This window comes from Sphingosinithalassobacter tenebrarum (genome assembly GCF_011057975.1).
Classification (GTDB): Bacteria; Pseudomonadota; Alphaproteobacteria; order Sphingomonadales; family Sphingomonadaceae; genus Sphingomonas; species Sphingomonas tenebrarum.
Map to the genome: position 1 here is coordinate 3,720,829 of NZ_CP049109.1, position 25,663 is coordinate 3,746,491.

Genomic DNA, 25,663 nt, shown 5'->3' on the forward strand with positions numbered 1-25,663 from the left:
CGCCCTGGCAAATCAGCTTGCGGCGAACTTCATCAGCTTGATCGCCTCGCTGTTGCTCACCATGCCGCCGACGCGCTTGGTCGCGTAGAAATGGACGTACGGCTTGTTCGAATAGGGATCGCGCAGGATCTGCGTTTCGCCGCGTTCGGCGATCAGATAGCCTGCCTTGAAATTGCCGAAGGCGATCGACAGCGAATCGGTGTCGATGTCCGGCATGTCCTCGGCCTCCACCACCGGATAGCCGAGCAGAGTCGCGGGCTGGCCCGCGGCGAGGCCCGGCTGCCACAGAAACGCGCCGTCGGTGGTCTTGAGCTTGCGGATTCGCGCCAGCGTGGCCGAATTCATCACCCACACCGCGCCCTGGCGATAGGGCGGCCGCAGCGCCTGGACCAGATCGATCAACTTTTCCTCGGGATTGATGGAGAAGGCACCGTCCGCGCCGCTCGACAGCGTCTGCAGCGTTCCGAACGGGCGCGTCGCGTCGCCCGCGGCCGAAACCGGCGACTGGAGGAAGCCCCTGGGGCGATTGGTGCCGCTGCCGTTGACGAACGCCTCGCCTTCGGCCCTGGCGAACTCCATCGCGATTTCGCCGGCGAGCCACGCCTCGACATCGAAGGCCGCATCATCGAGCATCGTCTGGCTCGCCGCCGGATTGGCGTAGAGATCGCCCATCGGCGGCGCGATTTCGTTGAAGGTCGGGGTGCCGGTTTCGTCGCGATCGCCAGTCTCGCTCGCCCAGCCCGACGGCGTGCCGCCGCTCGTCACCAGTTTGCGATAGCCGGCCGACCCCACCTGGACGACATTGGCGATGCCGCGAATCGGCGAAATGCTCTTCAGCGTCGCGTCGATCTGCGCATCGATTTCCTGCGGCACGGCCAACCCGCCGCTGCCGTCGCTCGCGCCGGTGAATGCCTTTACTTCCAGCCCGCCGCTGCCCGAGCGCAAAAAGCTCTCGAACATCGCCCCGCTCCGGGGACTGGCTCCGGCCAGCATCGGGCGCGCCGCCGGCACGCCCGCCATTTCCACTGCCCCGAAGCTTGCGCCCAGGCCATTCGCCTTCGTCTCAATCATAAAAGTCTCCCGCACAAAAAAGCCCTCCACACGCCCGTGAGGAGGGGAACCACTCGCCGTCGGCGAGAGGAAAAAGAGGAGCGGCCGCAGCCGCCCCCGGTCCGGTTTCGAGGATTCAGTCGGTGACAGGCGCCACCGCGTGCACCCGCGCCAGCTTCTGCATCGGCGAAGCGACCAGGCTGATTTCTGCCAGCGCGACCTGCAACAGCTCGCGTCCGGCCGGCCCGAGCCGGCTTTCCCGCGCGCGATAGCCGAAGGAAAGGCCGGTAACGCCGCCGTCGCGCAACGATGCGGCCAGTACCGGATCATCGACGCGCCCGATGACGCGCAGGCCCCGCGCATCCTCTTCCAGCCACTCGACCGCGCCGATCGGCGCGCCGCCATGCTGCCACAGCAGCGGCACCGCGCCAGGCGCACGGAACGCGCCCTTGCGCACCACGTCGCCGCCGCGATCGGCGATGTCGAACACCGCCGCATAGCCGGCGAAACGCACGCTCACTTCACCCAGCCCGAAAAGCCCAGCTTCACCGCGAGCCCGACCAGCAGCCCCGCCAGCGCGAGATGGGCCAACCAGCCAAGCGCCGCGCGCACCGCCGATTTCTTGGCGTCGCGCCACGCGCCGAGCAGTTCGCGCAGCTCGGCCATGTCTTTGGGCGCCGCGCCGTCATCCAGCCCCAGCTTGGCGAGCGCGCGCCGCGCGCCCAGCTCGCCCGCTTCCTCCACGATAGCGCGCAGCGTCGTCAGGTCCGCGCCCGCTTCCTCGCCCTGGCGCAGCAATTGCGCCAGCACCGCAGAATCGCTCATCAATGTCTCCTTGCATTGGGCAGGGCACATGATCAGTCGAGCCCGACCAATCCCCGCTTTTCCTCGTCGCTCAGGAAATCCGCGCCGCTAACCTGCGCCCAGAGCCGCTCGCGGTCCTCGCTGAGCGCAGTGACGCGATCGAGATCGACCGACAACGCGGCATCGGGAAACCAGCCCGCCAGCCCCTGTGAAATCCCGCCGAGAATCTTCTCGGCAAGCGGCAGGATCGCCAGCCGCCACAGCGCGCGGTTCGCCTCGCGATAATTGGCGTAGGTCGCGTCCCCCGGTAGCCCGAGCAGCATCGGCGGCACGCCGAAGGCAAGCGCGATGTCGCGCGCGGCAGCCGCCTTCAGCCCGACGAAATCCATGTCGGCGGGCGACATGCTGAGTGCCTGCCATTTGAGCCCGCCCTCGAGCAGCATCGGCCGCCCGGCATTGGCCGCGCCCGCGAATCCCGCATCCATCTCTGCCTTCAGCCGGTCGAACTGATCGGGCGACAGCACGCTGCCGTCGCCGGGCTCATAGACCAGCGCGCCGCTGGGCCGCGCGGCGTTGTCGAGCAGCCCCTTGTTCCATTGCGACGCCGCATTGTGGATCGCGACGGCCCCCGCCGCCGCGCCCAGGCACCCCAGCCCATAATGATCGTCGACCGGATTGAACGCCTTGATATGCACGATCTGCGGCCGTCCGGCCGGGTCCTCCGCCGCCAGCCGCGCGACATGCTCGCCGACGCGATAGCGATAGATAGCCGGCCACCCGCTCGCATCGGGCTCGACCGTCACGCGTTCGGGGCGCAGCGCATAGAGCTCGCAAAGCTGCCCCTCGGCATCGGTCAGCAGCTGAACATAGGCATTGCCGTGCAGCAGCAATTGCGCCGCGACGGTTTCGGTAAGCGCTTGCCCGCCCGAGCGCGCGCCGACCAGCGCCGCAACCGCCGGGTCGCTCGTCGAAAGCGGCGCCCCGCCAACGCCCTCGGCGACGAGCTTCACCGCGCGCTGCGCCACCGGATTGGCGCAATATCCCGTACGCACCTGCGCCTCATAGGAACGCGGCCAATCCCCCGCGACGACCATGTTCGCCCCACGTGAAAGCGCCGGCCGGTCGCCCGACCGCCGGCGTTTGAACCAGTTTTTCATCTGTTGCTCCCCTGAGCTCCTGGCGCGGCACACCGCTTCGGCTTGCGCACTGCCATCGCCACCGACATATTCCGATGCTGCGCAGCAAGGACAGAGCCCGTGCCGCTACGAAAGACTATTTCCGCAATCGCGATCTCGCTGGCCGCAGTGACGGCGCTTTCCGGCACGGCCGTTGCGTGCATGGCCAATGCCCCCTTTGTCGTAGAGGATGTTCGGCAGGCCGATATCGTGATCGACGGTGTGTTGACCGGCTACAAGGTGGTATCGCCCGGCCGACCCGGCACGCTGGACGACTATGGCCTCCTGACGATCCGTGTCGACGAGGCGCTCCGCGGCGAAGTTTCGGGCGAAGTGCAGATTTACTGGTGGAATTCCACCTTCGCCATGCCCGAAAAGGTCAAGCTCGGCGAACGCGTGCTGGTCGCCGCTGCGCGGGCGAACCATGCAGGCCTTCCGCTGCGCGGCACCAGCGCCACCGTCTATGGCTCGCGCCGTCCCGATCTGCCGCAACTGCTGCAGGCGCCGTGCGCGCCCGCATTTCTGCTCCCCTACACCCCCGTTGCCGCGCAAAATATTGTAACCCTGCTCGATGGCGGCACGGTGGCGCCCCATGACTATTTCGCGGCGGGCTGGCTTTACTGACGGCCCTCCCTGGCGCGGGGCGCAAAGGTGAAGCTCGTCACACCATCCAGCTGAACGGCAGCCGCGTCTCGCCCGTCACCACGCCATCGGCATCGAAGCGCCGCTCGGCAATCAATCCGCGCCCCTCGGCATCTACGGCGACTACCGTGCTGCATCGCGTCCCGTACACGGGGTCGCGAATGAAGATCGGTGACCCGGTATCGGGAACATCGGTCACGAACCCGCTCTCGTCGCGCAGCGCGTCGAACAGCGGCGCGATATCGTCGCTCCCGCTCGCCGCCCAGCGCTGCACCGAAGCCTGCAACGCCGCCGTCTTCGGCCAGGCCTGCGTCCCCATCCCGTTCGCCAGCCCATGCAGTCCCGGCGCCAGCTTCGCCCGCATCGGCTCGGGCCGGTTGCTCAGATAGCTCCCGCGCCCCTCGTCGATCGCGAACAGATTGAACGCATTATAGCGTTCGGGCACCACATCCTCCAGCGCCACCGGTCCCAGCAAATCCACCACCAGCGCCCCGCGCGAAGCCTTGGCCGGATCGGGATCGCCCTGCCCGCGCACATTGGTCACGACCGCGAACCGCCCCGTCTCGCTCACCCCCAGCCAGGTCCCGCCACCCACGGCATCGCGCCCGGCGATGATCCACGACCCGTCGTCCCACCGCGCCAGCGGCAGCGAGGGACGCTCATGCCGCTCGTCGCGGTTCCCGGCGGCGACCAGCACCCAGTCGGGATGCCCGCGCCACAACATTGCGAAAACACACATGACTTCTTCTTAGACGCCGCCCGATCCCAGTAAAACCCTGGTGTTTTGACCGATTAACACACCCATGTTACCCCACCCGCAAAGGGAGACGATCATGCGCCACCGGATATCGCGACGCCGCCTGCTTGGAACCGGAGCGGGCATAGCCGCCGTCGGAACCTTCGCCCCCGCCTTTTCGGCCTTCGCGGCATCCGATATCGCCTCCGCCGCCGACGCGATCCTTGCCGATGCCTGGCCGACCGACGGCCCGGGCGGCGCCGCGATCGTCACCGAACACGGCGCGACGACCTATGCCGGCGCGCGCGGCCTGGCCGATCTCGCCACCGGCCGACCGATCCGCCCCGACACGCTGTTCCGCCTCGGCTCGATCACCAAACAATTCTCCGCCGCGCTGATGATGCAGCTCGTCGACGAAGGCAACGTGTCGCTGGACGACCCGCTCACCAAATTCCTGCCCGACTATCCCGGCCCCGGGGGCGCGGCCACGGTGCGCCAGCTGCTCAATCACACATCTGGCATCAAATCCTATACCGGCATTCCCGGCTGGATGGTCGAAGCGAACACAAATCGCGCCTTCACCACGCAGCAAATGATCGCAGAATTCGCTGATCTGCCGCTCGATTTCGAACCCGGCACCGATCAGCGCTACAATAACAGCGGCTATGTCCTGGTCGGCGCGGTGATCGAAGCCGTCACCGGCAAACCCTGGCATGTCGCGCTGCGCGAGCGAATCCTCGATCCGCTGAGCATCACCGATATCCGCTATGGCGTCAGCGAAACCGAATTCGCCAACCGCGCCCTGCCCTATACCACGGGCAATGACGGCTTCGTCCCCGCCCAGAAAATCCATATGAGCGTACCGCATGCCGCCGGCGCGCTGGTCGGCTCGGTCGGCGCGCTCGCCAAATGGTCGCATGCGCTCCATCACGGCAAGGTCATCAGCGCGCAAAGCTATGCGCTAATGACCTCTCCCACCGAATTGCCCGACGGCCGCTCCATTCCCTATGGCTTCGGGCTCCAGCTCAACGATGTGCGCGGCCGCAAGGCGATTTCGCATGGCGGCGGCATTTTCGGCGGCTCCACCTATGCGCTCTACCTGCCGGAAACGGGCATTTTCACCGCCGCCTTCACCAATACCGACACCCCCGAAGTCCAGCCCACGCTGATCGCGCACAAGCTCGGCGCGGTGGCGCTCGGCGATCCCTATCCGGTCTTCACCACCGTCGCGGTCGATCCCGCAAGCCTAGAGCCGCTGACCGGCGTCTATGCGATCGCGGGCGGCGAAGAGACGCGCACGCTGTTCCTCGATGACGGTCAGCTCTACTCGCAACGCGAAGGCGGTTCGGCCTCGCCGGTCTATCCCGCCGGACAGGACCGTTTCCATTTCGGCCCCGGCAGCCTCACCTGGTTCCAGATGCGGCGCGACGCCAACGGCGCGCACATCCTCGAAATGCACCAGAACGGCGCAGAGGAAATCGAGCGCGCCGTCCGCACCGGCCCGGTGCCCGAAACAGTTGCGGCAGCGGTTCCGCGCGAAACGCTCGAACGCTATGTCGGCCGCTATGCGGTGATGAACATGGTCGCCGATATCGCTCTGGAGGACAACGATACGCTGTCCATCCAGCTGACCGGCCAGCCCTCCTTCGTGCTGGAACCGAAAAGCGCCACCGAATTCACCATCCCCCGCGTCGGCGCCCGCATCGTCTTCCCCGAAGGCGAAGGCCCGGCACCCTATCTCACCATCTTCCAGGGCGGCGCCGAGATCAAAAGCGAGCGGATCGCGGAGTGACCCGCCTGGGGTGCGGTCACATCACCCGCACCCCGGCCTCGCCCCTTTTCCCCAGCAACAACTCGGTCATCGCCCACACCAGCGCATCCGCGCGGTCGGGCGAGCGCCCCGGCCCTTCATAGCCGCCGCCTGCGATCAGCCCGCAAAGCTCGTCCTCCAGCGCCGCAAAGCCGCCGACATGAAACGCCTTGCCGCTTTCATAGAGCGCCGCGACCGGCTCGGCGCGCGCGCTCTTGCCGCGGCTGGCATGGACCAGCCGGATCGGCAGCGCGGCATCGGCCGCTTCAAGCACGCTGCGCACCATCTCGCCGCCCTGATTGGCCTCTGCCACCACGCGATCGGCGCCGTTGCGCACCGCGCACGCCGCCACCGCCCGCGCCCATTGTTCGGGCGATGCCGCGCTCACGCTCGCATCTTCCAGCACATAACCATGCCCGTCGCGCCCCAGCGCCACCGCCACGATCCCGCAGGCATCGCCGCGCGATCCGGCAGGCGGATCGACGCCGACGACCACGCGCCGCCAGGAACCAAGCCGTTCGGTTCGAGCAGGTTCGAGCCCCGTCGAGAACCGTTCGTCGAGAACCCGCACCCGGCAGGCTTCAAGCAGACCGCGAGTCCACAGCGCCCCGGCGACGTCGTCGATCAGTTCCCCGTCCAGTTCCTGACGGCCAAGCCGCGTGCCGCCATAGGTTGCGCGTATCCCCGAAACGAAGCTTTCGGGCAGCAGCCGGTTCTCGTCGGTCCTCCCGGTAACGGTCGCGGTGTCGGGTCGCGCGCGCAGATCGCGCAGCAACGGTATCGGGCGCGGCGTCGTCGTCACCAGCACGCGCGGCCGCTCGCCCATCCGCATGCCGAGCATCAGATTGTCCAGGCCGCACCGGGATAAGCCCATTTGGCGATCTCGTCGCACCAGGCGAAATGGAATTGCGGCCCGCGCAGCCCCTCGGGATTTTCGCCCGAATAGGCAAAGGCCTGCGCGCCGTTGCTCCATTTCAGCCGCCCGCGCGTCGGTTCCCAGTGCGGTCGCTGCGCGCCCGCCGGGGTAGTCGCCAATATGCCGCTCGCGCCCTCGATCATCACGGCGCGCACTTCGCCGAGCGTCGCGCCGACCAGCGCGATGCGCAGGCTGCCATCGGCTTCGGCAAGCGCGCGCACCCATTCGGCGCCCGCCCGCGTCTTGCCGAAGCCGCGCCCCGCCAGCATCAGCCAGACGCGCCAATCGTCGCCCGGCGGCGGCAACTGGCGCGGGTCGGCCCAGAAGGGCCAGTCGTGGAGCAGCGATTTCCAGTCCGGCTTTCTACGCTCCCAAGCCGCGAGCGCCTGCGGATCGCCCGCAAGCGAGCGCGCCGTCTCGCTCATGCCGCGTCCCCGTCATCCTCCATGTCGATGGTGACGTCATCCGCGTCGGGCCCGCGCAGCAATGCGATGCGGCGCAGCACTTCGGCTTTCGCCTCGGCTTCGCTGATCGTCGGCGGACTGGGCGGTGCGTTGCCGCCCATACGGTCATAGACTTCCGGCCGTTTCGCCTTGAGCAGAAACATGCCGAGACTATCCGAATAGGTTCGAACGCTCCCAACCACCTCGCCGCGATAATAGACCGGCTTCTCGACCCCGTTGCGCGCCCGCTCCATCAGCTGGCTCTCCAGCTCGTCGAGCGCCTCGGCCACCGCCGCGTCCCAATCGCGCGCGAAGCCGGGGAAGCGCGCGCGATGGCTGTACACCGTCGAGCTCGACAGCCCCGCTTCGCGCGCTGCCCGGGCGACATTCGCCGTCTGGCGCAAAATCTCCAGGAAACACGCCTTGCGCACCGCGATCGAGGGCTGTTTCGCCCGGCCGCGCTTGCCGCCCGTCTTCACCAGCCGCAGCTTCGCGCTACCCTTGCCCGCCTCGGTCATATCCGCACTCCCCCGAAACTTTCCCGGCCTGAAACGCAATCGGGCCGGAAGGCGTCACCGCCCCGGCCCGACTCGCAATTCTTCAGCGTGCTCTCCGGGTAGCCGAACAGCGTGACGATGTCAAGTAAAAAGTGCCAAATAGGTTATTTCAGGTTGGCAAGCACGGCTTCCCAAGCCTCGGCCTCGTCAAACCGGCGCGCATGCACCAGCGGCGCCTCGATCATGCCCGTCTCGCGATCGAATCCGATCGTCGCATCGTACAGGAAGCTGGCATTGCCGCGGATCGTCACCACTGCGCCGGCCTCGGGCGCAGTCGCCGAGGCACGCACCATTCCGCCACGATTGAACACGGTCACCGTTTCGCCAAAGGCGATCCGGCCGGCCAGCCCCGCCGCGAAGGTGGAAGCCGCCATTGCGCTGCCGCAACTGTCGGTCAGCCCGACACCGCGTTCATAGGTGCGCACGAACAATCCGCCGTCGCGCGCTTCGACGAAGCTGACATTGGCGCGCGCCGGGATCAGCGGCGGCGCTGCTTCGCACCAGTCGCCCAGCGCCACCAGTTCGGCCTCATCGACATGATCGACAAAGGCGACGAGATGCGGATTGGGCATCGCAACGCCCGTGAAATGCCGTTCGCTGGGCAGACCGGGTATCGGCGCGTCGACGATCTGCGCCGCGTCGATCCGCAGCCCGATATCGGTGGCTGCCAGCGATGCCGGCCCCACCTGGGTGCGGATCGTGACTACGCCAGGCGCAAGATCGGGCTCGCGCGCGACATCCGCCGAGCTGGTCTTGAGCCGCACCCGGGCATGATCGAGCCCGAGCAGCTCGAATCCCAGCCGCGCGGTGCAGCGCAGCCCGTTGAGGCACGTCTCCGCCTCGCTGCCGTCCGAATTGAACATCCGCATGCCGAAGGCGTGATCCGCATCGCCCGCGGTGAGCAGCAGCAAGCCATCGCCCCCCACCGGCCCGGCACGATCGGCCAGCGCGCGCGCGAGTTTCTTCCATTCGGCCTCGGCCAGCGTGGCGGCGCGTGCGTCCATCAGCGGAAAATCGTTGCCGGAGCCCTGACACTTGATGAAAGCAATCTGCATCGCATCCTTATGGGGCGTTTCGGCTCCGCAAAACAGAGGGGCGGCGCCGATTTCGCGCCGAAGCGCTCAGGCCGGTTCCGCACTCACCGGCCCGCCCATCGCCGCGACGGTGGCATGGTCGCTCGCCACGATGGCGGCAAAGCTCGGACGGGAGAGAATCGCGTCGAAATACGCCGCACAGCGCGGGTGCCGCGCGCCGTCGATAGCGCACCCGACGGTAGTCAGGCTCGCCCAGGGGCTTGCGACTGCGATATCGGCAAGCGTCAGCCGGTCCTCGACCAGAAATTCGCTCTTCGGAATCACGCTTTCGAGATAATCGAACAGCTTGGGCAATTCCTCGCGCTCGGCCGTGTCGGCGATTTCGAGATCGGGAGCGCCGTTCAGCACGCGCGGGGTGACGAAGCGGTTGCCGAAAATCTTGGGGCCGACCGTCATCAATATGGTGTCGGCAAATTCCTCGAACCAGATCGCGCGGGCGCGGGCTTCGGGCCGGAGCGGAATCAGATTCGGCTCGGGATGTTTCGCCTCGAGATAGGCAATGATCGCGCTGGAATCGGATATGGCGAAATCGCCGTCGCGAAAGGCGGGCATCTTGCCGAACGGACTCGCGGCGAAGAATTCGGGGCTGCCGCGCCCCATACCGGCAAGCTCGATCTTGATATCAAGCCCCTTCTCGGCGGCAAAGACAGCCACCTTGCGGACGTAGGGTGACAGCGTGGAGCCATAGACGATCATCGCAGCATCCTTTTTTGCCGTGGTCGCGTCAGCCTAGCATTTCCGTTTCATACTGCAACCCACTTTGCCCGGGACAGCCCCGGCCGGCTATGGCAGGACGCTGCCATGATCGAATTCCTGCTGATCGTCGGCGGTATCCTCATATTCGTCACGTTGAACGATCGCATCACGAGATTGCAGCGCGAAGTCGCAGGGTTGCGGGACGCGCTGGCGAGAAGCGACCGACCGGAAGTGCCGGCCCGCCGGGAGGCGACACCCACGCCGCCTGTGCCGGCGCCAGACATGCCGCAGCCCGCTCCGGCCGCCCGCACCGCGACGACCAGAACCCCGGCGAGGAACCGGGCGCTGCCGCGGCTTCCCGAATTCAGCTTCGAAAGCCTGGTGGGCGGGCAGTTGCCGATCTGGGTCGGCGGCGCGGCACTGGTGCTGGCGGGTTTCTTCCTCGTCCGGCTGACGATCGAGAGCGGGCTGCTCGGGCCGGTTGCCCGCACTTCGCTTGCGGCGCTGTTCGCCCTCACCCTCGTCGTGGCAAGCGAGTTCACGCATCGCTTCGCCTGGACGCGCGACGATCCCCGCGTTGCCCAGGCATTTGCCGGTGCGGGCGTGGCAAGCGGGTACGGCACGCTCTACATCGCCGCCGCGCTGTACGATCTGGTCGCGCCGCTGCCTGCCTTCGTTACCATGCTCGTGATTACGGGCGGCGCGCTGGCGCTGGCACTGCGGCACGGCCCGCCGACTGCAGTGATGGCGCTGGCGGGCGGCTTCGCGGCGCCGCTTGTGGCCGGATATGACGCCGCGGGAATCGGACCGCTGCTCGTCTATCTGGCGCTGTTCATCGCCGCCCTGTTCGGGCTGGCGATGCATCGCGGCTGGGGCTGGCTGGCGCTCGCTGCGGCGGCGGCGGGGTTCGGCTGGGTCAACTTCCTCCTGTACGCGCTCGCCCCGCAGCATCTTGCCGGGCTTGGCGCCTTTGTCGTGTTGCTCGCGGCGGCTGCGGGCGCAGCGTTCCCGGCAACCGGCCTTACTGACGTCCGACTACGGCTGGCACCGCTGCTAGCCGGATTCGTGCAGCTCATGTTTCTGGCGCCCGTGCTGAACTTCGACGGCCTGGCCTGGGGCTTCTATCTCATACTGGCCGCCGCGACGCTGTTCCTCGCATGGCGCGACACCCGCTATCTGCCCGGCGCGATCGTCGCGCTGGCACTGATGCTGATGCTCGAGGCACTCGGCCTAGGCCCGCCGGATCGCACGGCGACGGCAATCGCCGCACTGGTCGCAACCGCGCTGTTCGCGCTTCCGGCGCATTTGCTGCTGGGCCGCGCGCCGGGCTGGACGATACTCGCTGTCGCGGGCACCGGCGGTCCGTTGCTGATCGCCCAGATTTTCGCCCCCGCCCTGCTTCCTGTGGGCGCGTGGATCGCGCTTGCGCTGACAGCGGCAGCGCTGACCCTTTGGGTCGGCTGGCGCGTACGCGACACCGCGGGCAATGCCGCGATCACGGGCGCAACCTGTCTCGCCGGATTGCTTGCCGCGATCGGCCTGGGTCAGGCCGTCCCGTTCGAATGGCTCAATCTTCCCGTGGCGCTGATCATGCTCGGCCTCGGCGGATGGGCGCGCCTGCTTGACCGGCAGACGCTCTTCCTGCTGCCCGCCATCGCCTTCGCCGGGGCGCTGCTCGTCGCGCTGCCGGTGCTCTGGCCGTTGCTGGAGGCTGCGGCGCGCTCGCTCGCCGGCGCGAAGCTGCCCTATCCGCTACTCCCCGGCGCAGGCGACACGGCGCGCATGCTGCTCGCTCCGGCGCTGGCGGCGGCGTGGCTGTTGCGGGATGCGCGCCAGTTCGGTCGCGCCCGCGCCGCCGCGGCTTTCGCAGCGCTCTTCGCCGGGCTGCTGACGCTCTATGTCGTGGCGAAACAGCCGCTCGCGCTAGCCGACGAATCCGATTTCCGCAGCTGGGGCTTTTTCGAACGCGCCGCGATCACGCAGGTGCTGCTTGCCGGCGGCTGGGCCTTGTCGCGCGGATCGCGTTGGAGCGCGATCGGCAAAACCCTGCTGGCGATCGGCTGTTTCCGCCTCGTCTGGTTCGACTGGCTGATGCTCAATCCCGCGCTCCTCCCGCAATCGGTGGGGTCGCTCCCGCTGCTCAACCTGCTGGTCATCCACCTCGCGCTCGCCGCCTTCTGGCTGTGGTGGCCCGTCAGACGCGCGCTGCGCCCCGCCGCCGCAATCGCGACGATCGCCGCGCTGCTGGGCGCGGTCCGCCAGGCAAGCCACGGCGCCATCCTGACAGGGCCCGTCACCACGGCGGAAAATGGCGGCTATTCGGCTGTACTGTTGCTTCTCGCGCTGTTCTGGCTGTGGCGGGGCATTCGCGGCGAGACGCGCGACCTTCGCGTGTTCGGGCTCGGCCTGCTGACCATCGTCACCTTCAAGGTATTCCTGATCGATGCCGCCGCGCTCGACGGCGTGTTGCGCATCCTTTCCTTCCTCGGCCTCGGGCTGGGATTGATCGCGATCGGCTGGGCCTATGGCCGTTTCCTCGGCGGGCAACGCCAGCGAAGCGCCGCGCCCGAAAGCTGACACATCAGGGCAGGCGATAATGGTCAGCGAGGCGGTCCAGCGCGATGCCGAGCACCAGCTTGCCCGCGCGCGCCGGCCATCCGAGCCCCTTTTCGGCGGCCGCCAACCCTTCGCAGGCGCAAACCACGCGCCACAAAATATCTGACAGGCCCGGCCCCGCCGCGGCCATCGCCGCGTCGAAGCGGCGCTTCGCCGCGATCTGGGCGAGAGTCGGATCGAGCGGCGCATCCGGTCCGCGCCGCCCCCGTCCGGCCGGGGCGGCATCCCATGTCATGGTCACGCGCGCGCCAAGCGCGGCGGTTTCGTAATCGGCGCGCAGCCGCTCGCCGGCCTCATGTTGCCGCGTGCTCACCAAGTTGCGCGCCTTCAGCCAGGAGAGCGGCGACTCGGCAAGGTTCACCGTCACGCCGCGCCGCCCCCTGCCGGGCGCCTCGCTGCGCACGCGACCCGTGGCGCCGTCGATCTCCCGCTCGGCCAGTTTGCGCATCCCTTGCTCCCGAATGTTGCGATTCGAAATTCCCTTGCCACGGCAGCCGCTTTGTAGGACAGCATAAAAGTACCAATATGGTTATCGGGGAGATTGTCGATGATCACGGCCATTAGGGAAGTGCGGCGCGCCAAGGGCCTGACGCTGGAGGACGTGGCGCGGCGCTGCGATCCCCCGACCACGGCACAGACCATCGGCCGGCTGGAAACGGGAACGCGAACCGTATCGGTGGGCTGGCTAAACCGTATCGCTGCGGCGCTCGATGTCGACTCGGCCGATCTGGTGCGGATGCCCGACCGCCCCGAAGTGCCTGTCGTGGCTCAGCTCGACGCGCAGGGCGCGCAGGCCCCGCGACGGGAAGCGTCGGTCGCGCCGCCCCGACCGACGCCGGGCATGGTGGCGCTGCGCGTTGCCAGCGGCGTCGGCGAATATCGCACCGGGGACGAAATATGGTGCGAACGGCTGGGCCCGGAGGATTTCAGCACCGCACTCAATCGCGACATATTGGTGCCGCGCCCGGCGGGCCGGTTCCTGTTCGGTCGCCTGATCGGCCGCGAGAACGGCAAGCTGCACTTGCTGCCGCTCGGGGCCGGCGCGCGCCAGCAAGTGCTTTCCGACCCGCCCTGGATCGCCTGCGCGACGCGGCTGATCCGCGCATTGTGACATCGCTCTCATGCTTCGGCGGGTCGCCGGCGCGCTTCACAAACATTCTGCGGCCTTGCGGCGCCTTCACTCGTAGCGGAGCGCACGAGCGGGCTCGGCACGCGCCACCTTCCAGCTCTGGCCGATGATCGTGAGCACCGCGATCAGCGTGGCAACCGCCGATGCCAGTAGGAAATAGAACGGCGAGAGGGCGACGCGATCGTCGAACCCGGACAGCCAGCTGCGCAGTGCGAACCAGGCGAGCGGCCAGGCGATCAGATTGGCCAGCAACACGGGTTGCAGAAAGCGCCCGAGCAACAGGCGCAGCACGTCGCCAGTCGACGCGCCAAGCGTCTTGCGGATACCGATTTCCTTGATCCGCCGCGTCGTATCGAACGCCGCGAGCCCGTAAAGGCCGATACAGCCGATCAGCACCGCCAGCGCCGCGCCCAAGGTGAAGATGTTCGCACGCTGCGCATCCTGCTTGTAATAGCTCTCGTACAGCGACTGATCGGCGGTTTGGCCCTTGAACGGGACGCCCGGGGCGATGCGCTTCCAGGTCGCCTCAACCGCGGTTTCGATCTGTGCCGGCGAAGCGTTGCGATAGCGAATGGTTGCCAGCGGCCCTCTGGGGTGCACCGTATCGAGCATGTACAGCGTCGGGCGCACGCTCTGGCGCGGCGTATCGAAGCGCATATCCTCGACCACCCCAACCACGCGACTGTCGCGGTCGCTGCCGTTGCTGATCAATGCACCCACGGCGGCTTGCGCGTCCGCAAAGCCCAGGTCATCCACCGCCGTCGCGTTTAGTACGACGTTTCGGGCACCGCGCTGCTCCTCGGACGCGGTGTCGTCGCTCGCGCGATTGGCGGCGTCGAACAAGCGCCCGGCGAGCAATCGCGCACCGAAGGTGGCGAAATAGTCTTCGCCAACCGGCACCCACAGGACCGAAGGCGACGGACCGTCCTGATCGATGCGATGGAAGTTGCTCGAATTGGTTTCGAACTGCCGTCCCGGCGCGTTGTTCGCACGCGTGACCGAGGTGACGCCGGGAAGGCGGGCAAATTCGCGGAGCAACGCGTCCTGTTGCTGCTGATCGGCATTGACATAGGAGGACACGACGAACAATCCGTCGCGGTGGAAGCCGATATCGGCCGAGCGGATATGCGCCATTTGCGCGATCATCACCGTGGTGCCGATCGCAAAGAGGATCGCAATTCCGAACTGCAGCACCACCAGGCCCTGACGCAACCGCGTACCCGCGCGGCCACCGCCCGGCGCGCGCGCCGAGGCAAGGACCGACGCCGGGCGGAAACCCGACAGCGCGAGCGCAGGATAGGCTCCGGCGATCAGCCCGACCACCAGTACCAGCGCGACGAGCGGCATCAGGACGCCGCCGCTGCCGAGATAGGCGATTTCGAGGCTGCTGCCGCCGGCTGCGTTCACGAAGGGCAATGCCAGCTCGGCCAGTGCCAGGCCGATCAGCGCCGCAAGCGCCACCGTCGCCACGGCTTCACCCATGAACTGGCGGATCAGCCCGGCACGGCTTGCACCCAGCACCTTGCGCAAGGCGACTTCGCGTGCCCGCAGTCCCGATCGAGCGGTGGCCAGGTTTACATAGTTGAAAATCGCGATGAGCAGGGTGAGCAACCCGACAACCGCCAGCGTTGTCACCATTGCCCGGTCCGCGGGCGCGAGAAGATGAAGATCGCCCACCGGCAGGATCGATTGTCGAAACGTCTTCGAAACCGGATTCGAGAAATTGCCGTCCGCGCCGGCATGCCGCTCGATGAAGTCGGGAAGCTTGGCCGCAAAGGCCTCGGCGGCCGCCGCATCGCGAAACTGCAGAAAGGTGAGCAGGTTCGAGCTGCCCCAATGGTCATAGACTTCCGACCCGAAACGCTCGCGCAGAAAGGGTACGAACATCGTCGTGTCGAAGGTGCTGTTGGGCGGCAGATCATGGATGACAGCCCCCACCTTGTAGCGATAGGGCTCACCGTTGAGATCGAGCGCGAGCGTTCGTCCGATCGGCGACTCCTCGCCAAAATATCTGCGCGCGATGCTTTCGGTCAGGACCAGCCCGTCCGGGTCCGCCAAAGTGGCCGTCGGATCGCCGGCGATGACCGGATATCCGAAGAGTTCGAAATAGTTGGCGTCTACAGCCGCGAGGTCTTCCGACGCGGCCCGATCTCCATCGCGGACTGCGGCCGAAACCCCCTGAAACCGCGTACCTACCAGATCGGGGAAATCGGCCTGCAGTTCGTCCAGCTCGCCCTGCATCGTCCAGGGACTCGGTTCGTCGGAGACACCGGGGAAGAAATACTGCTCCTGGATCAGCCACAGATTCTGCGACCCCGGAAAATTATCATAGCTCTTCTCGAACCGCACGAAGAGGAACAGCACCAGGAACACCGCGATGCCGAGCGCGAGCCCGCCAATGTTGAGCAGCGCATAGAGCTTGTGCCGGGTGAGCGCACGATAGAAGGTCAGCAGGCCGCTGGACATGTCGGTCTTCTCCGGTTCAGGCGGCGAGGCGCGCGGAGGCAAGGATCTTGCCGTCGAGCATATGGACGGTGCGCTTGGCGAAATCGGCATGCGCGGGCGAATGGGTGACCATGACGATCGTCGTCCCTTCGCGATTGAGTTCGGCAAGGATGTCCATCACCTGCGCACCGTTTTCGGTGTCCAGATTGCCGGTCGGCTCGTCGGCGAGGATCAACGAAGGCCGACCGACAATGGCGCGCGCGATCGCCGCGCGCTGCTGCTGTCCGCCCGAAAGCTGGTGCGGATGATGGCCGCGTCGATGGGCGATGCCGACCCGGTCCATCGCGGCTTCGACGCGGGCGCGCTTCTCGGCGCGCGGCAGGCTGCTATAGGCGAGGCCCAGCGCGACATTCTCGACGATGGTCAGTTCGTCGATCAGATTGAAGCTCTGAAAGACGAAGCCCAGCCGGTCGCGACGGAATTTGGCGAGTTCGGCCTCGCTGGTCGCGGCAAGATCGCGATCCTCGAACCAGTAATGTCCTTCGCTCGGCCGGTCGATCGTGCCGAGAATGTTGAGCAGGGTAGATTTGCCGCAGCCCGACGGGCCCATGATCGCGACGAATTCGCCCTCGGCGACGTTGAGATTGATTTCGGCGAGCGCGGTGGTCTCGACTTCGTCGGAGCGGAAACGGCGGCTGACATGCTGGAGACGGATCATCATGAGCTCCTATCGGATGCGTAGCTGGTCGCGGGTTGCGTAGTCGTCGATCGAGCCGAGCACGATGCGCTCGCCCGGCGTGAGGCCGGAGGTGATTTCAACCTGTTCGGGATTGCGGCGGCCGACCGCGATACTGCGGCGGACGGCGCGATTGCCGTCGGCATCGACAACGAAGGCGATGGTGCCGCCGGCGTCGAGCCACGGCCCCGACGGCGCCACCACGGCACGCTGCGCGGCGCCCAGAACGAGCTTGCCATCGACGATCTGGCCGCGATTGAGCCCGTCGGGCGCGCGTTCGGCGAACACCAGCTCGATGCGGAAGCGGCCGTTTTCGACTTGCGGCAATATCTTCGAAACGGTCAGTGACACCTTGCGCCCGCCGATCTCGGCGGCGGCATGCTGGCCGATGCGGACGCGGTTGAGGTAGAACTGGTCGACATCGGCAACCAGCTTCCACGCGCCCTCGGAGTCGATCTGACCGATGCGGTCGCCGGGCTGGATCGCCTGTCCCGGCTGAACGGTGAACGCGGTCAGCCGCCCACCGGCGGGCGCGCGGATAGTGAGCGCGTCGAGGCTCTGTTCCACCATTTCGAGACTTGCACGCAGCTGGCGCTGGCTCTGGTCGATCCGCGCCTCCTGATCGGCGAGCGTGGCGAGTTCTGCGCGGCGTGCCACTTCGAGCGCCTCCACGCGCTCGCGCAAATAGGCGACGTCCTCGCGCAGCGGCCGCACCGCGGCTTCGTTGACGATATTCTTCTCGAACAACGTCTGTTTGACGTGGAGGTCATGTTCGGCACGGCGCAGCTGGTTGCGGGCATCGGCGAGCTCGCTTTCAGCCTGCTGGCGACTGCGCTGCACCGACAGCCGTTCGCCGCTGACATTGCTGAGCTGTCCGGCGATCCCGGCCGTACGGGTCGCCACGTCGCATTGCAGATCGGGATTGACCAGCCGTACAAGCGGCTCGCCCGAGACGACCATCGCGCCGTCGCTCGCCACCAGCGCATCGACCTGCCCACCCGCCAGCGCCGAGACATAGACAGTGCGCAGCGGCGTCACCTCGCCGCGCAAGGGCACATAGTCGCGGAATGGCTCGCTCTCGACCGTGCCGATCCGCACGCTGTCGCGGTCGACCGTCACGGCATTGGCGCCCGGCATCAGCAGATAGGCGACGACGAGCACGATCAACACGGCAAGCGCGATCGCCCCGCGTACCAGCAGCTTGCGCCGGCCGCGGCCGGGCCGCGCGATCCGCTGATCCATCGTCGCGCCCGAATGCGCGCTCGATGCTGTGGGAGTGTCCTGGTTCATCGCGGACAATGTAACGGACAACCGAACACTGATCTAAACTATTGATATTACGATATTATGTGTCGTGCCAACGATCAATGTCAGGCCCGGACTGTACGTACTGTCCGATTTCGGACACTGTACCGGTCATGTCAAACGACACACCGCCGCCCGCGATTCTCTTCATCGACGACGACGCCGATATCGTGAAGGCCGCGCGGCTGCTGCTGGAACGGCGCGGCATGACGCTCACCGGCGCGGCATCGCCCGACGCGGCCTGGCCGCTGCTCGCCGAGAATCACTATGACGCGATCCTGCTCGATCTCAATTTCGCGCGCGGCCGCACCAGTGGCGCAGAAGGCTTCGCGATGCTCGACCGGCTGACCGCCGCCGATCGCGATCTGGCGGTGGTGGTCATCACCGGGCACAGCGGCATCAACATCGCGGTACAGGCGATGCGCGCGGGCGCCGCCGATTTCGTGATCAAGCCCTGGGGCAACGAACGGTTGCTGACCACGGTCGAACGCGCGGTCGCCCTCACAAGGGCGCGACGCAGCGTCGCGCCTGCCGACGCCGACGCCGACGCCGACGCCGACGCCGACCGGCTGATCCTTGGCGAGGCCCCGGCGATCCAGACCGCGCGCGAGCGGATCAGGCGCGTGGCGGAAACGCCTGCGCCGGTGCTGATCCGCGGCCCGGCAGGCAGCGGCAAGAGTCTGTTCGCCGAGGTACTTCACCACGCCTCAGCCCATGCCGAACGACCGCCCACGCTGCTTGCCTGCGCAGCGGTGAGCGAGATGACGACGCTCGAAACGACACTGGCCCGGGCGAAGGGCGGAACGCTGATCCTCGACGCGGTCGACACGCTGGCACCCGAACTCCAGCTCCAGCTCGCAACCTGCCTGGCGCAAACGCGCCCGATCGCGACCAGCCGCTGCGACAGGGCGGCGCTGGCGCAGACGCTCGCCCCCGATCTGCTTTATCGCGTCAACACGATCGAAATCGATTTGCCGCCGCTCGCCGAACGCGGCGAAGACATATTGCGGCTCGCGCGCTATTTTGCCGAGCGTTTCGCGGGCCGCTACGGCAAGCCGCCACGGCCGATCAGCCAAACCGCCGCCGCCGCGATCACCGCCGATCGCTGGCCCGACAATGTCCGCGGCCTGCGTCAGGCAGTCGAGCGGGCGGTACTGCTCGGCACGGGCGACCAACTCGATCTTGTCGATTTCCAGTTCGAAGCGGACGCACAGGCCCCGATACCGCGCGCCATGACCTCCAGTCTCAATCTGGAACGCAGCGAGCGGCTGCTCGTCGAGGCGGCGCTCAAGCGCAATGGCTTCAACGTCAGTCGCGCCGCAGCCGAACTCGGACTCACGCGCGCAGCCCTCTATCGGCGGATGGCCAAATATGGGCTCTAACAGGGTTCGCGTCCTGCTCAGCGCCACGCTACTCGTTACGGCGGGGGCGGGCGGCACGATCGCCTTGTCGCATGGCCTCTACGCCAATGCCGCGATCGCCGTAATCGCGCTCGTCCTGTTGACCGCCGGGCTCAATACCCTGCTTCAGCGCACGCCGCCGGCGGCGGCCGATCCGAAGGCGGAAACGACCATTCCCCTTCGCGATGCGCGCGAACAGCGGCGACTGCGCAGCCTGCTCGACCTCTCGCCCGCGCCTCTGCTCGCCCGCGAACCCGACGGACGGCTCTCCGCGATAAACCGCGCGGCGCGGCGGCTGTTCGGCGTCGACGACCGTATCGAAGCACCGCCCGCCGAACTGGCGGCGGCGATCGCCAGCGCCGTCCCGGGACAGGCGATGACATTGCGGCTGACGCTGGACGATGCCGAGCGCGCCTTTGCGCTCACCACCGCCGATCTGGTCGCCGGCGCCAGCGGTACCCGGATTGCGGCGCTCGTCGATGTCGAAGCGGAGCTGAAGGCAGTCGAAGCGGCGACGCTGCGCGAACTGATGCAGGTGCTCAGCCATGAGATCATGAACAGCCTCACGCCCGTCGCCTCGCTCAGCCGCACCGCCGTCGACATTCTCGAGGATCCGGCGCCGGATCTGGATCACGCGCGCGATGCCATGCGGACCGTCGCTACGCGCACCGAAGGGTTGCAACGCTTCATTCTTGCCTATCGCGACATGGCGCGGTTGCCGCCGCCGGAGCTGCGCTCCGTTGCGCTGGCGCCGCTGCTCGACGATCTCGAGCGTCTGTTTTCGACGCACTGGGAAGGACGCGTCATGCTGTCGCTGGACCGCAGCGGCGCGCCGCAGCATATTGTGGCCGACGACGATCAGCTCCATGCCGCGCTTTGGGCATTGCTGCAGAACGCCGCCGAAGCCGCCGGCGAACCGGGCCAGGTCCATGTGACCCTGTCGGCCGATGCCGCCGCCCTCCGCATTCGCATCGCCGACAACGGACCCGGGGTGGCACCGGAGAATCGCAATGCGATCTTCGATCTGTTCTTTTCGCAAAAGAGCGGCGGCAGCGGCATCGGACTGACACTCGCGCGGCAGATATTCCGCGCGCACAGGGGCGACCTGGTGCTTGGTCCGGCAGGCAACCCCGGAGCGGTGTTCGATGCGCAGTTGCCGCGCCGCTAGGCTGCAAGCGCGCACCCGGGGGCGCTCAGGCCAATGCGGCTGGGTCGCCGCCCCAGCGCGAAAATCCCAGAAACCGCGCTTTTCCGCGGCCTGTAATAGTGGACCACGCGGGACGAAACCGCGAACTGGGTTCTGACGGTCCCGCGCGTCCGTAAATCCGAGGCTGCTAAGTGGGTTGAGCGCGCGGAAGCGCTTCTTGCAACCGGCGCTTCCGCAAGCGCGGCGGCCGCCGAGATGGGCTATGCCTCAGCCAACGCGTTCTCCAAGCTGTTTAAACAACGCACTGGTCGCTTGCCCGGAGGTATACGAGCCGCAAACGACAAACGATCGACTGTCTCCCAGCGAGTTGAAGTGGCTCGGCAACTATTGATGTCTGGCGAATACACCGTTGGGCAAGTCGTAAAGCTTTCGGGTTTCGACAATCGTCAGGGTTTGGATAGGGCATTCAAACGCATTTACGGTATGCCCCCTGCCGAATGGCTTAGGTGGCATCGTAAGGGCGTGACAATCACTATTGAGACCGCAAAGCTCAGCGAACTTGACGGTTTTGATGGGTGACTGACAGATCGCACAAAAGGGAGCTTCCAAGTGTGGACGATCGGTCGTGAACGCGAAAAGGCTCATGCAGCCAAGTTTGTTCGGGAGGATGAGGAGGAGGAGCAACAACTGCTGCTCTTCCCGGTGATTGATGCGGTTCACGATCTGAAAGGAGGAACCTGCCAGATCGACGATTTCATCGTCGCGGCACGAAAGGCCATGATTGAAGGCGGTTCTGGCGCTTGGCAGAATACGGCAAACTGGCTTCGGCAGGTGGCTCGCGAATATCCGGCAGCTTATGACCTATGGAGCGAGCTCGCAGGGCACGAGAGTTGGCGGGTCAGGTGGAAGGTCGCGTGCTGCCTCTATCTCGACATTCCTGAGCCTCAGTCCGACATTCTATTTGCTGTGCTGCGCGCCGACCGAAGCCAGAAGGTCCGCGACTACGCGGTTGATCGCTATGAAAACCGGCCAGATGAGCGCGGGAGGGTTGAGAAGCGCTTCGATGCCGCTCAATTTCGCAGCTAGCCTTCCAGCGTCGAACGAAGCAGGCGGATTTTCTCCACTCGTTCTGGAGCGCCGCTTAAAGCCCCAAGCCGCTGATCGAGTGCGCGAATAGCAGCCTTGGCCTCGACCGCGTCACAGCGTCCTCTCAGCTTGATAGCAGCGAAGGCCAGTGCGATGTCGGCTTCCTGCCGTATCCAATCCAGCTGAACCTCATCGATCTGCCCGCGCGCCTTTTCGGGGGTCAGGCCCCATCTTCTCAGTAGCCGATCCACATAGCCTTCGTAGGATGCGGTGGGGTTACGCTTGTTCCAACCCTTGAATGCGGCAAGCAGGTCGCTTCCAGTATCATTCCCGTGAGGTGAATCGTCGTCGGTCTCCGACCAGAAGAATGGCGCATTCAGGGCTCGCCGTGCGTCTGGATGATACTTCGCCCATTCTATGTCCAGGTCGTCTACCGAGGTCGGGACTTTTCGAGCCGCCTTTCGGGCCTCGTCCATCCGCCTCATGTAGGCCAGTAGCTCATCCGGACTTGCTGGGAGGGCAGCCTTGGCTTCCTCAATCGCGGCGTTGAGCCGCGACCCATCAATTTTGCTCCAGATTGCCGGCTTCACGCGGAGGCCTTCGATGAGCGCCTCAGACAACTCGTCCAACGCTCGTGGCAAGATGTGAGCGACTGCATAGATGCCACCTGGGTGCGCGAACGACTCCGCCTCACGGAGTTTGCTCGGATATTCGAGATCGAGTTTTCCGGCTTTCGCTCGATACCGCGCGCGGACCCGCTGCGGGAATTTCTCGATATGTCGCTCAAGAGATTGCTCCAGAGTCGGCCGTGCAGGGCCTTCGTGCCGAATGAACGCGATGACCTCGATCGCCAAATCCGCCGGCTCGACTGCCTTGAGTGTCAACTCAAGATGCTGTGATGCGCTGGTGAGGATTGACGCCCCGTAGGAGTTATATGCCCTAGCTAAGCACAGAATCTTCACGGGTGAATCCTCGGATGGTTTCGTCGGTGACACGAAGAAGATGAAACTGGTGAGAGATAGCTGTTGAAACTAAGCAAACCACACCGGCGTATCGACACCCTTCGCCCATAACGCCTCGAACTCGTCGTGGGGCATCGCCTCCACCCCAACGCCGTCGAATCCCTCGTTCAGCGAACAGTCGATCAGCGAGGGGCAATGATAACCATTGCGCTGTTCGAGGTCGATGCTGTTTCGAGTTATCCGGCCGTCCTCGAAAATCTCGATCGTTCGGAGAACGGCATCTGCCGATCTGTCGATCTCGTAGAGCATCCAAGTGGGCGAATCTGCCGGCACATCGGCGTCGGGCCAGCGCGCGCGATGGTAGGTGCATTTGGCTAGCACTCCACACCTCTAAGTCGAAGGCTCTTACAAATGCGGTCGAGCGCGATCTCACTCTCGTGGTGTCCGATCAAATACCTGCCCGCGTCGTAGGCGGCGCTCCCGGATGGAAGAGCATAAATCCGCTCGGCTAGGTTTTTTATCCCACCTTCCAAGAAATATCCGAACCCGTCAGCTTCACTGCTGCGCTGATCCCAAACGATTCGGTTACCCCTGAGCCATTTGGCAAATCTCGTTTGAACATGCGCGAGAGAGGGAAACCGTTGCCTGATATGCTGCGACAGAAAATGCACTTCGCCCACGGTCCAGCGAGCATCACGCACCACGCCGGGTTCAAAAAGTGTCACGACCGACGACTGTTTTGGGTCGATGCGGCGATTCTGATCGAGCACCAAAGCGCCGGCACTTTCAAAATGTAGTGCGATAAACCCGTCAGCTTGCAGTTCGACGGGGCGGGCAGGCAGGGATCGGAACCATTGTAAAACTTCGCCCGCACCGGGTGACTCAAGGTAGAAAAAAGTCGCTGCCACAGCCTGCCCTTCGTCACATCGAGTACCCACGATTGGCGCACTTGGCGACCAACTACGGCAGTCGATACCCGCTCGTTAAGCGTCGTCTCGCGCATATTTTATGAGGCGTTCACATCGTTCAAGTTCTGATACGGCAGCCCCTTCAGTGGTTGCGGAATACTCTTCAATGAAGTCTCGCGCTATGAACGTCTCAAGAAAGTAGTCATAATCTCTGCCATGAAAGGTAACTGGCTCGGTAGTATTCCCTTCGGCGACGACAAATACCGTCTCAGCATCTGGCGACCACGGTGCCAAGACATATATAATGAGATCGTCACTCCATTCTGGTGCCTCTCGAACAGCATCTATAAGTCGCATTGCCGATTCCCCCAGCCAGCGGTGCGCGGAGCGTAAACATCCACAATAGAGTTATTGGTCGTCGTCCTTAGCAGCCCGACGTCGGCGTGGCTGAACAGGCGTCACGTCAGATTCTTTGAGGCGTACGCCCGGTCCAAGCTCGTCGGCGGGAATGAACAGCACACCCGCCGTGTCCAAAGCTGAGGCGAGCAATTTCATATTCGCCGCTGTGATGGCCGGTTCGCCGTTCGTACCCTCGGCCCGCCGGATGGTGTTGATCGCCAGCCCGGTCCGCTCGGCCAATTCAGACACCGAAAGATTGAGGAGGCCACGCGCGGCGCGAAGCTGCGATCCAGTTATCACTCACGGCCCCAATTTTTCTGATCGTTAGCACCAATGTTGATAAATAGCACCAACGACTCGCAAATTGGAGGATGGTGTTATGGATCAATCAGATCGCCTTTTCCCTCGTTGTCCGCTGCACGGCAAGCCCAGCAAACGCGAAAGCTAGCCTGCCTACATGCGCGGCTATCTGCGCCGTCGTCGGGTCAACACTCCCGGACGGTCGCTTTGGGATCGGGCGCTGAAGCGCGCGAAGAGCCGCGCCGTCTCGTTCGCTCTGCCTCGCGACTCTGTCACCGTGCCACCGACCTGTCCGGCGCTGGGTATTATGATCGCGGTGGGACGCCGCCGGTCTGCGTGTTCACCGTCACTCGACCGGATCGTTCCGCAGCTTGGATACGTGCCCGGCAATATGCGGGTCATCAGCGATCGTGCCAACCGGCTGAAGGGCAACCGTAGCTTGGCCGAACTGCGGCACCTTGCGGAAGCCGGACCAGCAGCACTGCGTGCCGACTACGCGATGATCGCGACCTATGTCGAACGCGAGGAGTTGCTGGCCGAGGTCCGCGCCAAGGCTGAACAGGGCGGTCGTGCCGGGCAGGAATGGGCGAAGATCGCGGCATTCCTCGACCGGGTTTTCCGCAAGTCACTGATCAACTGAAAGGAGGTCACCATGCAGCACATTCATCAGCACAATCACCACGATGCCTTAGCCCGGCTTACGGCGAGTCTCTGCGACTTAATGGCGCAGTTCGTGGCCGACATGGCTGTCACGCAGAAGCCGGAACCGTCACACACCTACATCGCCGCGAATGACAACGAGGCTGCTGACGGGCCGGAATCGCGTTGGCCGGACGACCCGATGACGCTGAAAGAGGTTCAGTTCGAGCTGCGCCTCAAAGAAAAGCAGATCGTGGCGCTCCGGCGGCTCTGGGGTTTTCCTGCTCCTGTTCATCGCGGCGGTGGGCGGTGACGGGCTCGAACCGCCGACCCTCTCGGTGTAAACGAGATGCTCTACCAACTGAGCTAACCGCCCTTTGCGCCGATGCCGCGTATACAAGCACAGGGCGGTTCGGCAAGTCCGGCTATTCCTCTTCCGGCCGATAGGTCAACCGCTTGGTCCGGCTGCCCCGAACGAAGCGCGAGAGAAACCGGCTGCGCTGCGACCGCAAATAGGCGCGATGCCTGCGCGCTTCATGCCGCTGCAAACGCCACCGCTGTCGATAGCGCACAACGAAAACACCAACGAAGATCAGCACGAAAAGCGCTGCTACGAACAGGATGATCTTCATTTTACCCAACCCCCCTTGAAGGGAAGGGCATCGCCA

The 25,663-nt window shown here is 65.5% G+C and carries 27 protein-coding genes, 1 tRNA gene and 1 pseudogene; 10 read left to right on the forward strand and 19 right to left on the reverse strand.

The genetic code is table 11. The features are described from left to right. Positions 1-12: 12 nt before the first annotated feature. From G5C33_RS18490 to G5C33_RS18505, 4 genes are all read right to left on the reverse strand, one after another. Positions 13-1,071, reverse strand: a complete 1,059-nt coding sequence (locus tag G5C33_RS18490; protein WP_165328497.1) for a phage major capsid protein — start codon at positions 1,069-1,071, stop codon at positions 13-15. Positions 1,072-1,186: 115 nt separating this feature from the next. After that, entirely contained in the window at positions 1,187-1,570 is a 384-nt protein-coding gene (locus tag G5C33_RS18495; RefSeq protein WP_165328498.1) for an HK97 family phage prohead protease, read from the reverse strand. Continuing rightward, positions 1,567-1,875 carry a DUF6127 family protein gene (locus G5C33_RS18500; RefSeq protein ID WP_165328499.1) on the reverse strand — a complete coding sequence of 103 codons (309 nt, stop codon included), beginning with the start codon at positions 1,873-1,875 and terminating at the stop codon, positions 1,567-1,569. Before G5C33_RS18500 ends, G5C33_RS18495 begins: the two co-directional genes overlap by 4 nt. A gap of 32 nt (positions 1,876-1,907) precedes the next feature. After that, a complete protein-coding gene (locus G5C33_RS18505) occupies positions 1,908-3,011 on the reverse strand; it encodes a phage portal protein (RefSeq protein ID WP_165328500.1) in 1,104 nt (367 codons plus the stop codon). A 99-nt stretch (positions 3,012-3,110) separates the two neighbouring features. Here G5C33_RS18505 and G5C33_RS18510 point away from each other — a divergent pair, with 99 nt between their 5' ends. Beyond that, positions 3,111-3,653, forward strand: coding sequence for a hypothetical protein (locus G5C33_RS18510; protein WP_165328501.1), 543 nt, complete (start codon positions 3,111-3,113; stop codon positions 3,651-3,653). Between the two features lie 37 nt (positions 3,654-3,690). On the opposite strand, the gene G5C33_RS18515 is transcribed toward G5C33_RS18510, so the two are convergent. Continuing rightward, entirely contained in the window at positions 3,691-4,410 is a 720-nt protein-coding gene (locus tag G5C33_RS18515; protein ID WP_165328502.1) for an NRDE family protein, read from the reverse strand. A gap of 94 nt (positions 4,411-4,504) precedes the next feature. On the opposite strand from G5C33_RS18515, the gene G5C33_RS18520 reads away from it, so the two are divergent. After that, positions 4,505-6,199, forward strand: a complete 1,695-nt coding sequence (locus G5C33_RS18520) for a serine hydrolase domain-containing protein (RefSeq protein WP_165328503.1) — start codon at positions 4,505-4,507, stop codon at positions 6,197-6,199. Positions 6,200-6,215: 16 nt separating this feature from the next. Here the strand turns inward: G5C33_RS18520 and G5C33_RS18525 are convergent. The 4 genes and pseudogenes from G5C33_RS18525 to G5C33_RS18540 form a co-directional block, all read right to left on the reverse strand. Continuing rightward, positions 6,216-7,558 (reverse strand): annotated as a pseudogene (locus tag G5C33_RS18525) (DNA-packaging protein). Then, entirely contained in the window at positions 7,555-8,094 is a 540-nt protein-coding gene (locus tag G5C33_RS18530) for a hypothetical protein (RefSeq protein WP_165328504.1), read from the reverse strand. Before G5C33_RS18530 ends, G5C33_RS18525 begins: the two are co-directional and overlap by 4 nt. Positions 8,095-8,237: 143 nt before the next feature. Next, entirely contained in the window at positions 8,238-9,188 is a 951-nt protein-coding gene (gene dapF / locus G5C33_RS18535; protein ID WP_165328505.1) for a diaminopimelate epimerase, read from the reverse strand. 66 nt (positions 9,189-9,254) lie between these two features. Next, a complete protein-coding gene (locus G5C33_RS18540) occupies positions 9,255-9,923 on the reverse strand; it encodes a glutathione S-transferase family protein (protein WP_165328506.1) in 669 nt (222 codons plus the stop codon). 105 nt (positions 9,924-10,028) lie between these two features. Here G5C33_RS18540 and G5C33_RS18545 point away from each other — a divergent pair, with 105 nt between their 5' ends. Further along, a complete protein-coding gene (locus G5C33_RS18545) occupies positions 10,029-12,500 on the forward strand; it encodes a DUF2339 domain-containing protein (RefSeq protein WP_165328507.1) in 2,472 nt (823 codons plus the stop codon). Between the two features lie 4 nt (positions 12,501-12,504). Here G5C33_RS18545 and G5C33_RS18550 read toward each other — a convergent pair whose 3' ends face one another. After that, positions 12,505-12,987, reverse strand: coding sequence for a DUF6456 domain-containing protein (locus G5C33_RS18550; protein ID WP_165328508.1), 483 nt, complete (start codon positions 12,985-12,987; stop codon positions 12,505-12,507). A 99-nt stretch (positions 12,988-13,086) separates the two neighbouring features. On the opposite strand from G5C33_RS18550, the gene G5C33_RS18555 reads away from it, so the two are divergent. Then, positions 13,087-13,650, forward strand: a complete 564-nt coding sequence (locus G5C33_RS18555; protein WP_165328509.1) for a helix-turn-helix domain-containing protein — start codon at positions 13,087-13,089, stop codon at positions 13,648-13,650. 66 nt (positions 13,651-13,716) lie between these two features. On the opposite strand, the gene G5C33_RS18560 is transcribed toward G5C33_RS18555, so the two are convergent. From G5C33_RS18560 to G5C33_RS18570, 3 genes are read right to left on the reverse strand one after another with little or no spacing between them, the layout of a single operon-like run. After that, the gene (locus tag G5C33_RS18560) at positions 13,717-16,134 is read right to left on the reverse strand and encodes an ABC transporter permease (RefSeq protein ID WP_165328510.1); all 2,418 of its coding nucleotides are present in this window, start codon (positions 16,132-16,134) and stop codon (positions 13,717-13,719) included. Positions 16,135-16,150: 16 nt separating this feature from the next. Beyond that, positions 16,151-16,831 carry an ABC transporter ATP-binding protein gene (locus G5C33_RS18565; protein ID WP_165328511.1) on the reverse strand — a complete coding sequence of 227 codons (681 nt, stop codon included), beginning with the start codon at positions 16,829-16,831 and terminating at the stop codon, positions 16,151-16,153. Positions 16,832-16,840: 9 nt separating this feature from the next. Beyond that, the gene (locus G5C33_RS18570; RefSeq protein WP_228275131.1) at positions 16,841-18,139 is read right to left on the reverse strand and encodes an efflux RND transporter periplasmic adaptor subunit; all 1,299 of its coding nucleotides are present in this window, start codon (positions 18,137-18,139) and stop codon (positions 16,841-16,843) included. A gap of 128 nt (positions 18,140-18,267) precedes the next feature. On the opposite strand from G5C33_RS18570, the gene G5C33_RS18575 reads away from it, so the two are divergent. From G5C33_RS18575 to G5C33_RS18590, 4 genes are all read left to right on the forward strand, one after another. Further along, positions 18,268-19,536, forward strand: a complete 1,269-nt coding sequence (locus G5C33_RS18575) for a sigma-54-dependent transcriptional regulator (RefSeq protein WP_165328512.1) — start codon at positions 18,268-18,270, stop codon at positions 19,534-19,536. Beyond that, positions 19,526-20,722 (forward strand): sensor histidine kinase, encoded by a 1,197-nt coding sequence (locus G5C33_RS18580; protein ID WP_165328513.1) that lies wholly within the window; start codon positions 19,526-19,528, stop codon positions 20,720-20,722. The genes G5C33_RS18575 and G5C33_RS18580 overlap by 11 nt, the downstream gene beginning before the upstream one ends. Before the next feature lie 132 nt (positions 20,723-20,854). Further along, positions 20,855-21,280, forward strand: coding sequence for a helix-turn-helix domain-containing protein (locus tag G5C33_RS18585; protein WP_323126191.1), 426 nt, complete (start codon positions 20,855-20,857; stop codon positions 21,278-21,280). Positions 21,281-21,310: 30 nt separating this feature from the next. After that, the gene (locus tag G5C33_RS18590) at positions 21,311-21,787 is read left to right on the forward strand and encodes a hypothetical protein (protein WP_165328515.1); all 477 of its coding nucleotides are present in this window, start codon (positions 21,311-21,313) and stop codon (positions 21,785-21,787) included. Here the strand turns inward: G5C33_RS18590 and G5C33_RS18595 are convergent. From G5C33_RS18595 to G5C33_RS18610, 4 genes are all read right to left on the reverse strand, one after another. Beyond that, entirely contained in the window at positions 21,784-22,641 is an 858-nt protein-coding gene (locus G5C33_RS18595; RefSeq protein ID WP_206518594.1) for a hypothetical protein, read from the reverse strand. The genes G5C33_RS18590 and G5C33_RS18595 overlap by 4 nt on opposite strands. 177 nt (positions 22,642-22,818) lie before the next feature. Further along, positions 22,819-23,058, reverse strand: a complete 240-nt coding sequence (locus tag G5C33_RS18600; protein ID WP_165328517.1) for a hypothetical protein — start codon at positions 23,056-23,058, stop codon at positions 22,819-22,821. A gap of 65 nt (positions 23,059-23,123) precedes the next feature. Next, complete coding sequence (locus tag G5C33_RS18605; RefSeq protein ID WP_165328518.1) at positions 23,124-23,657, reverse strand: hypothetical protein; 534 nt, start codon at positions 23,655-23,657, stop codon at positions 23,124-23,126. Between the two features lie 408 nt (positions 23,658-24,065). Beyond that, positions 24,066-24,356 carry a helix-turn-helix domain-containing protein gene (locus G5C33_RS18610; RefSeq protein ID WP_165328519.1) on the reverse strand — a complete coding sequence of 97 codons (291 nt, stop codon included), beginning with the start codon at positions 24,354-24,356 and terminating at the stop codon, positions 24,066-24,068. 157 nt (positions 24,357-24,513) lie between these two features. Between G5C33_RS18610 and G5C33_RS18615 the strand changes: the two genes are divergently transcribed. Further along, a complete protein-coding gene (locus G5C33_RS18615) occupies positions 24,514-24,996 on the forward strand; it encodes a hypothetical protein (RefSeq protein WP_165328520.1) in 483 nt (160 codons plus the stop codon). A 12-nt stretch (positions 24,997-25,008) separates the two neighbouring features. Continuing rightward, positions 25,009-25,308, forward strand: a complete 300-nt coding sequence (locus G5C33_RS18620; protein ID WP_165328521.1) for a hypothetical protein — start codon at positions 25,009-25,011, stop codon at positions 25,306-25,308. Here G5C33_RS18620 and G5C33_RS18625 read toward each other — a convergent pair. Both G5C33_RS18625 and G5C33_RS18630 read right to left on the reverse strand, forming a co-directional pair. Beyond that, positions 25,299-25,371: transfer RNA gene (locus tag G5C33_RS18625), tRNA-Val, on the reverse strand. The two genes, G5C33_RS18620 and G5C33_RS18625, sit on opposite strands and share 10 nt — an antisense overlap. A 49-nt stretch (positions 25,372-25,420) precedes the next feature. Continuing rightward, complete coding sequence (locus G5C33_RS18630) at positions 25,421-25,627, reverse strand: hypothetical protein (protein ID WP_165328522.1); 207 nt, start codon at positions 25,625-25,627, stop codon at positions 25,421-25,423. Positions 25,628-25,663 lie beyond the last annotated feature (36 nt).

What these genes read in the sequence shown, in the direction of transcription:
- G5C33_RS18490 (WP_165328497.1), bottom strand. Translation starts at nt 1,071, where the DNA reads ATGATTGAGACGAAGGCGAATGGCCTGGGCGCAAGCTTCGGGGCAGTG.
- G5C33_RS18500 (WP_165328499.1), bottom strand. Translation starts at nt 1,875, where the DNA reads ATGAGCGATTCTGCGGTGCTGGCGCAATTGCTGCGCCAGGGCGAGGAA.
- G5C33_RS18505 (WP_165328500.1), bottom strand. Translation starts at nt 3,011, where the DNA reads ATGAAAAACTGGTTCAAACGCCGGCGGTCGGGCGACCGGCCGGCGCTT.
- G5C33_RS18515 (WP_165328502.1), bottom strand. Translation starts at nt 4,410, where the DNA reads ATGTGTGTTTTCGCAATGTTGTGGCGCGGGCATCCCGACTGGGTGCTG.
- G5C33_RS18520 (WP_165328503.1), top strand. Translation starts at nt 4,505, where the DNA reads ATGCGCCACCGGATATCGCGACGCCGCCTGCTTGGAACCGGAGCGGGC.
- G5C33_RS18530 (WP_165328504.1), bottom strand. Translation starts at nt 8,094, where the DNA reads ATGACCGAGGCGGGCAAGGGTAGCGCGAAGCTGCGGCTGGTGAAGACG.
- dapF (WP_165328505.1), bottom strand. Translation starts at nt 9,188, where the DNA reads ATGCAGATTGCTTTCATCAAGTGTCAGGGCTCCGGCAACGATTTTCCG.
- G5C33_RS18540 (WP_165328506.1), bottom strand. Translation starts at nt 9,923, where the DNA reads ATGATCGTCTATGGCTCCACGCTGTCACCCTACGTCCGCAAGGTGGCT.
- G5C33_RS18545 (WP_165328507.1), top strand. Translation starts at nt 10,029, where the DNA reads ATGATCGAATTCCTGCTGATCGTCGGCGGTATCCTCATATTCGTCACG.
- G5C33_RS18550 (WP_165328508.1), bottom strand. Translation starts at nt 12,987, where the DNA reads ATGCGCAAACTGGCCGAGCGGGAGATCGACGGCGCCACGGGTCGCGTG.
- G5C33_RS18555 (WP_165328509.1), top strand. Translation starts at nt 13,087, where the DNA reads ATGATCACGGCCATTAGGGAAGTGCGGCGCGCCAAGGGCCTGACGCTG.
- G5C33_RS18560 (WP_165328510.1), bottom strand. Translation starts at nt 16,134, where the DNA reads ATGTCCAGCGGCCTGCTGACCTTCTATCGTGCGCTCACCCGGCACAAG.
- G5C33_RS18565 (WP_165328511.1), bottom strand. Translation starts at nt 16,831, where the DNA reads ATGATCCGTCTCCAGCATGTCAGCCGCCGTTTCCGCTCCGACGAAGTC.
- G5C33_RS18570 (WP_228275131.1), bottom strand. Translation starts at nt 18,139, where the DNA reads ATGAACCAGGACACTCCCACAGCATCGAGCGCGCATTCGGGCGCGACG.
- G5C33_RS18575 (WP_165328512.1), top strand. Translation starts at nt 18,268, where the DNA reads ATGTCAAACGACACACCGCCGCCCGCGATTCTCTTCATCGACGACGAC.
- G5C33_RS18580 (WP_165328513.1), top strand. Translation starts at nt 19,526, where the DNA reads ATGGGCTCTAACAGGGTTCGCGTCCTGCTCAGCGCCACGCTACTCGTT.
- G5C33_RS18600 (WP_165328517.1), bottom strand. Translation starts at nt 23,058, where the DNA reads ATGCTCTACGAGATCGACAGATCGGCAGATGCCGTTCTCCGAACGATC.
- G5C33_RS18615 (WP_165328520.1), top strand. Translation starts at nt 24,514, where the DNA reads ATGCGCGGCTATCTGCGCCGTCGTCGGGTCAACACTCCCGGACGGTCG.
- G5C33_RS18620 (WP_165328521.1), top strand. Translation starts at nt 25,009, where the DNA reads ATGCAGCACATTCATCAGCACAATCACCACGATGCCTTAGCCCGGCTT.
- G5C33_RS18630 (WP_165328522.1), bottom strand. Translation starts at nt 25,627, where the DNA reads ATGAAGATCATCCTGTTCGTAGCAGCGCTTTTCGTGCTGATCTTCGTT.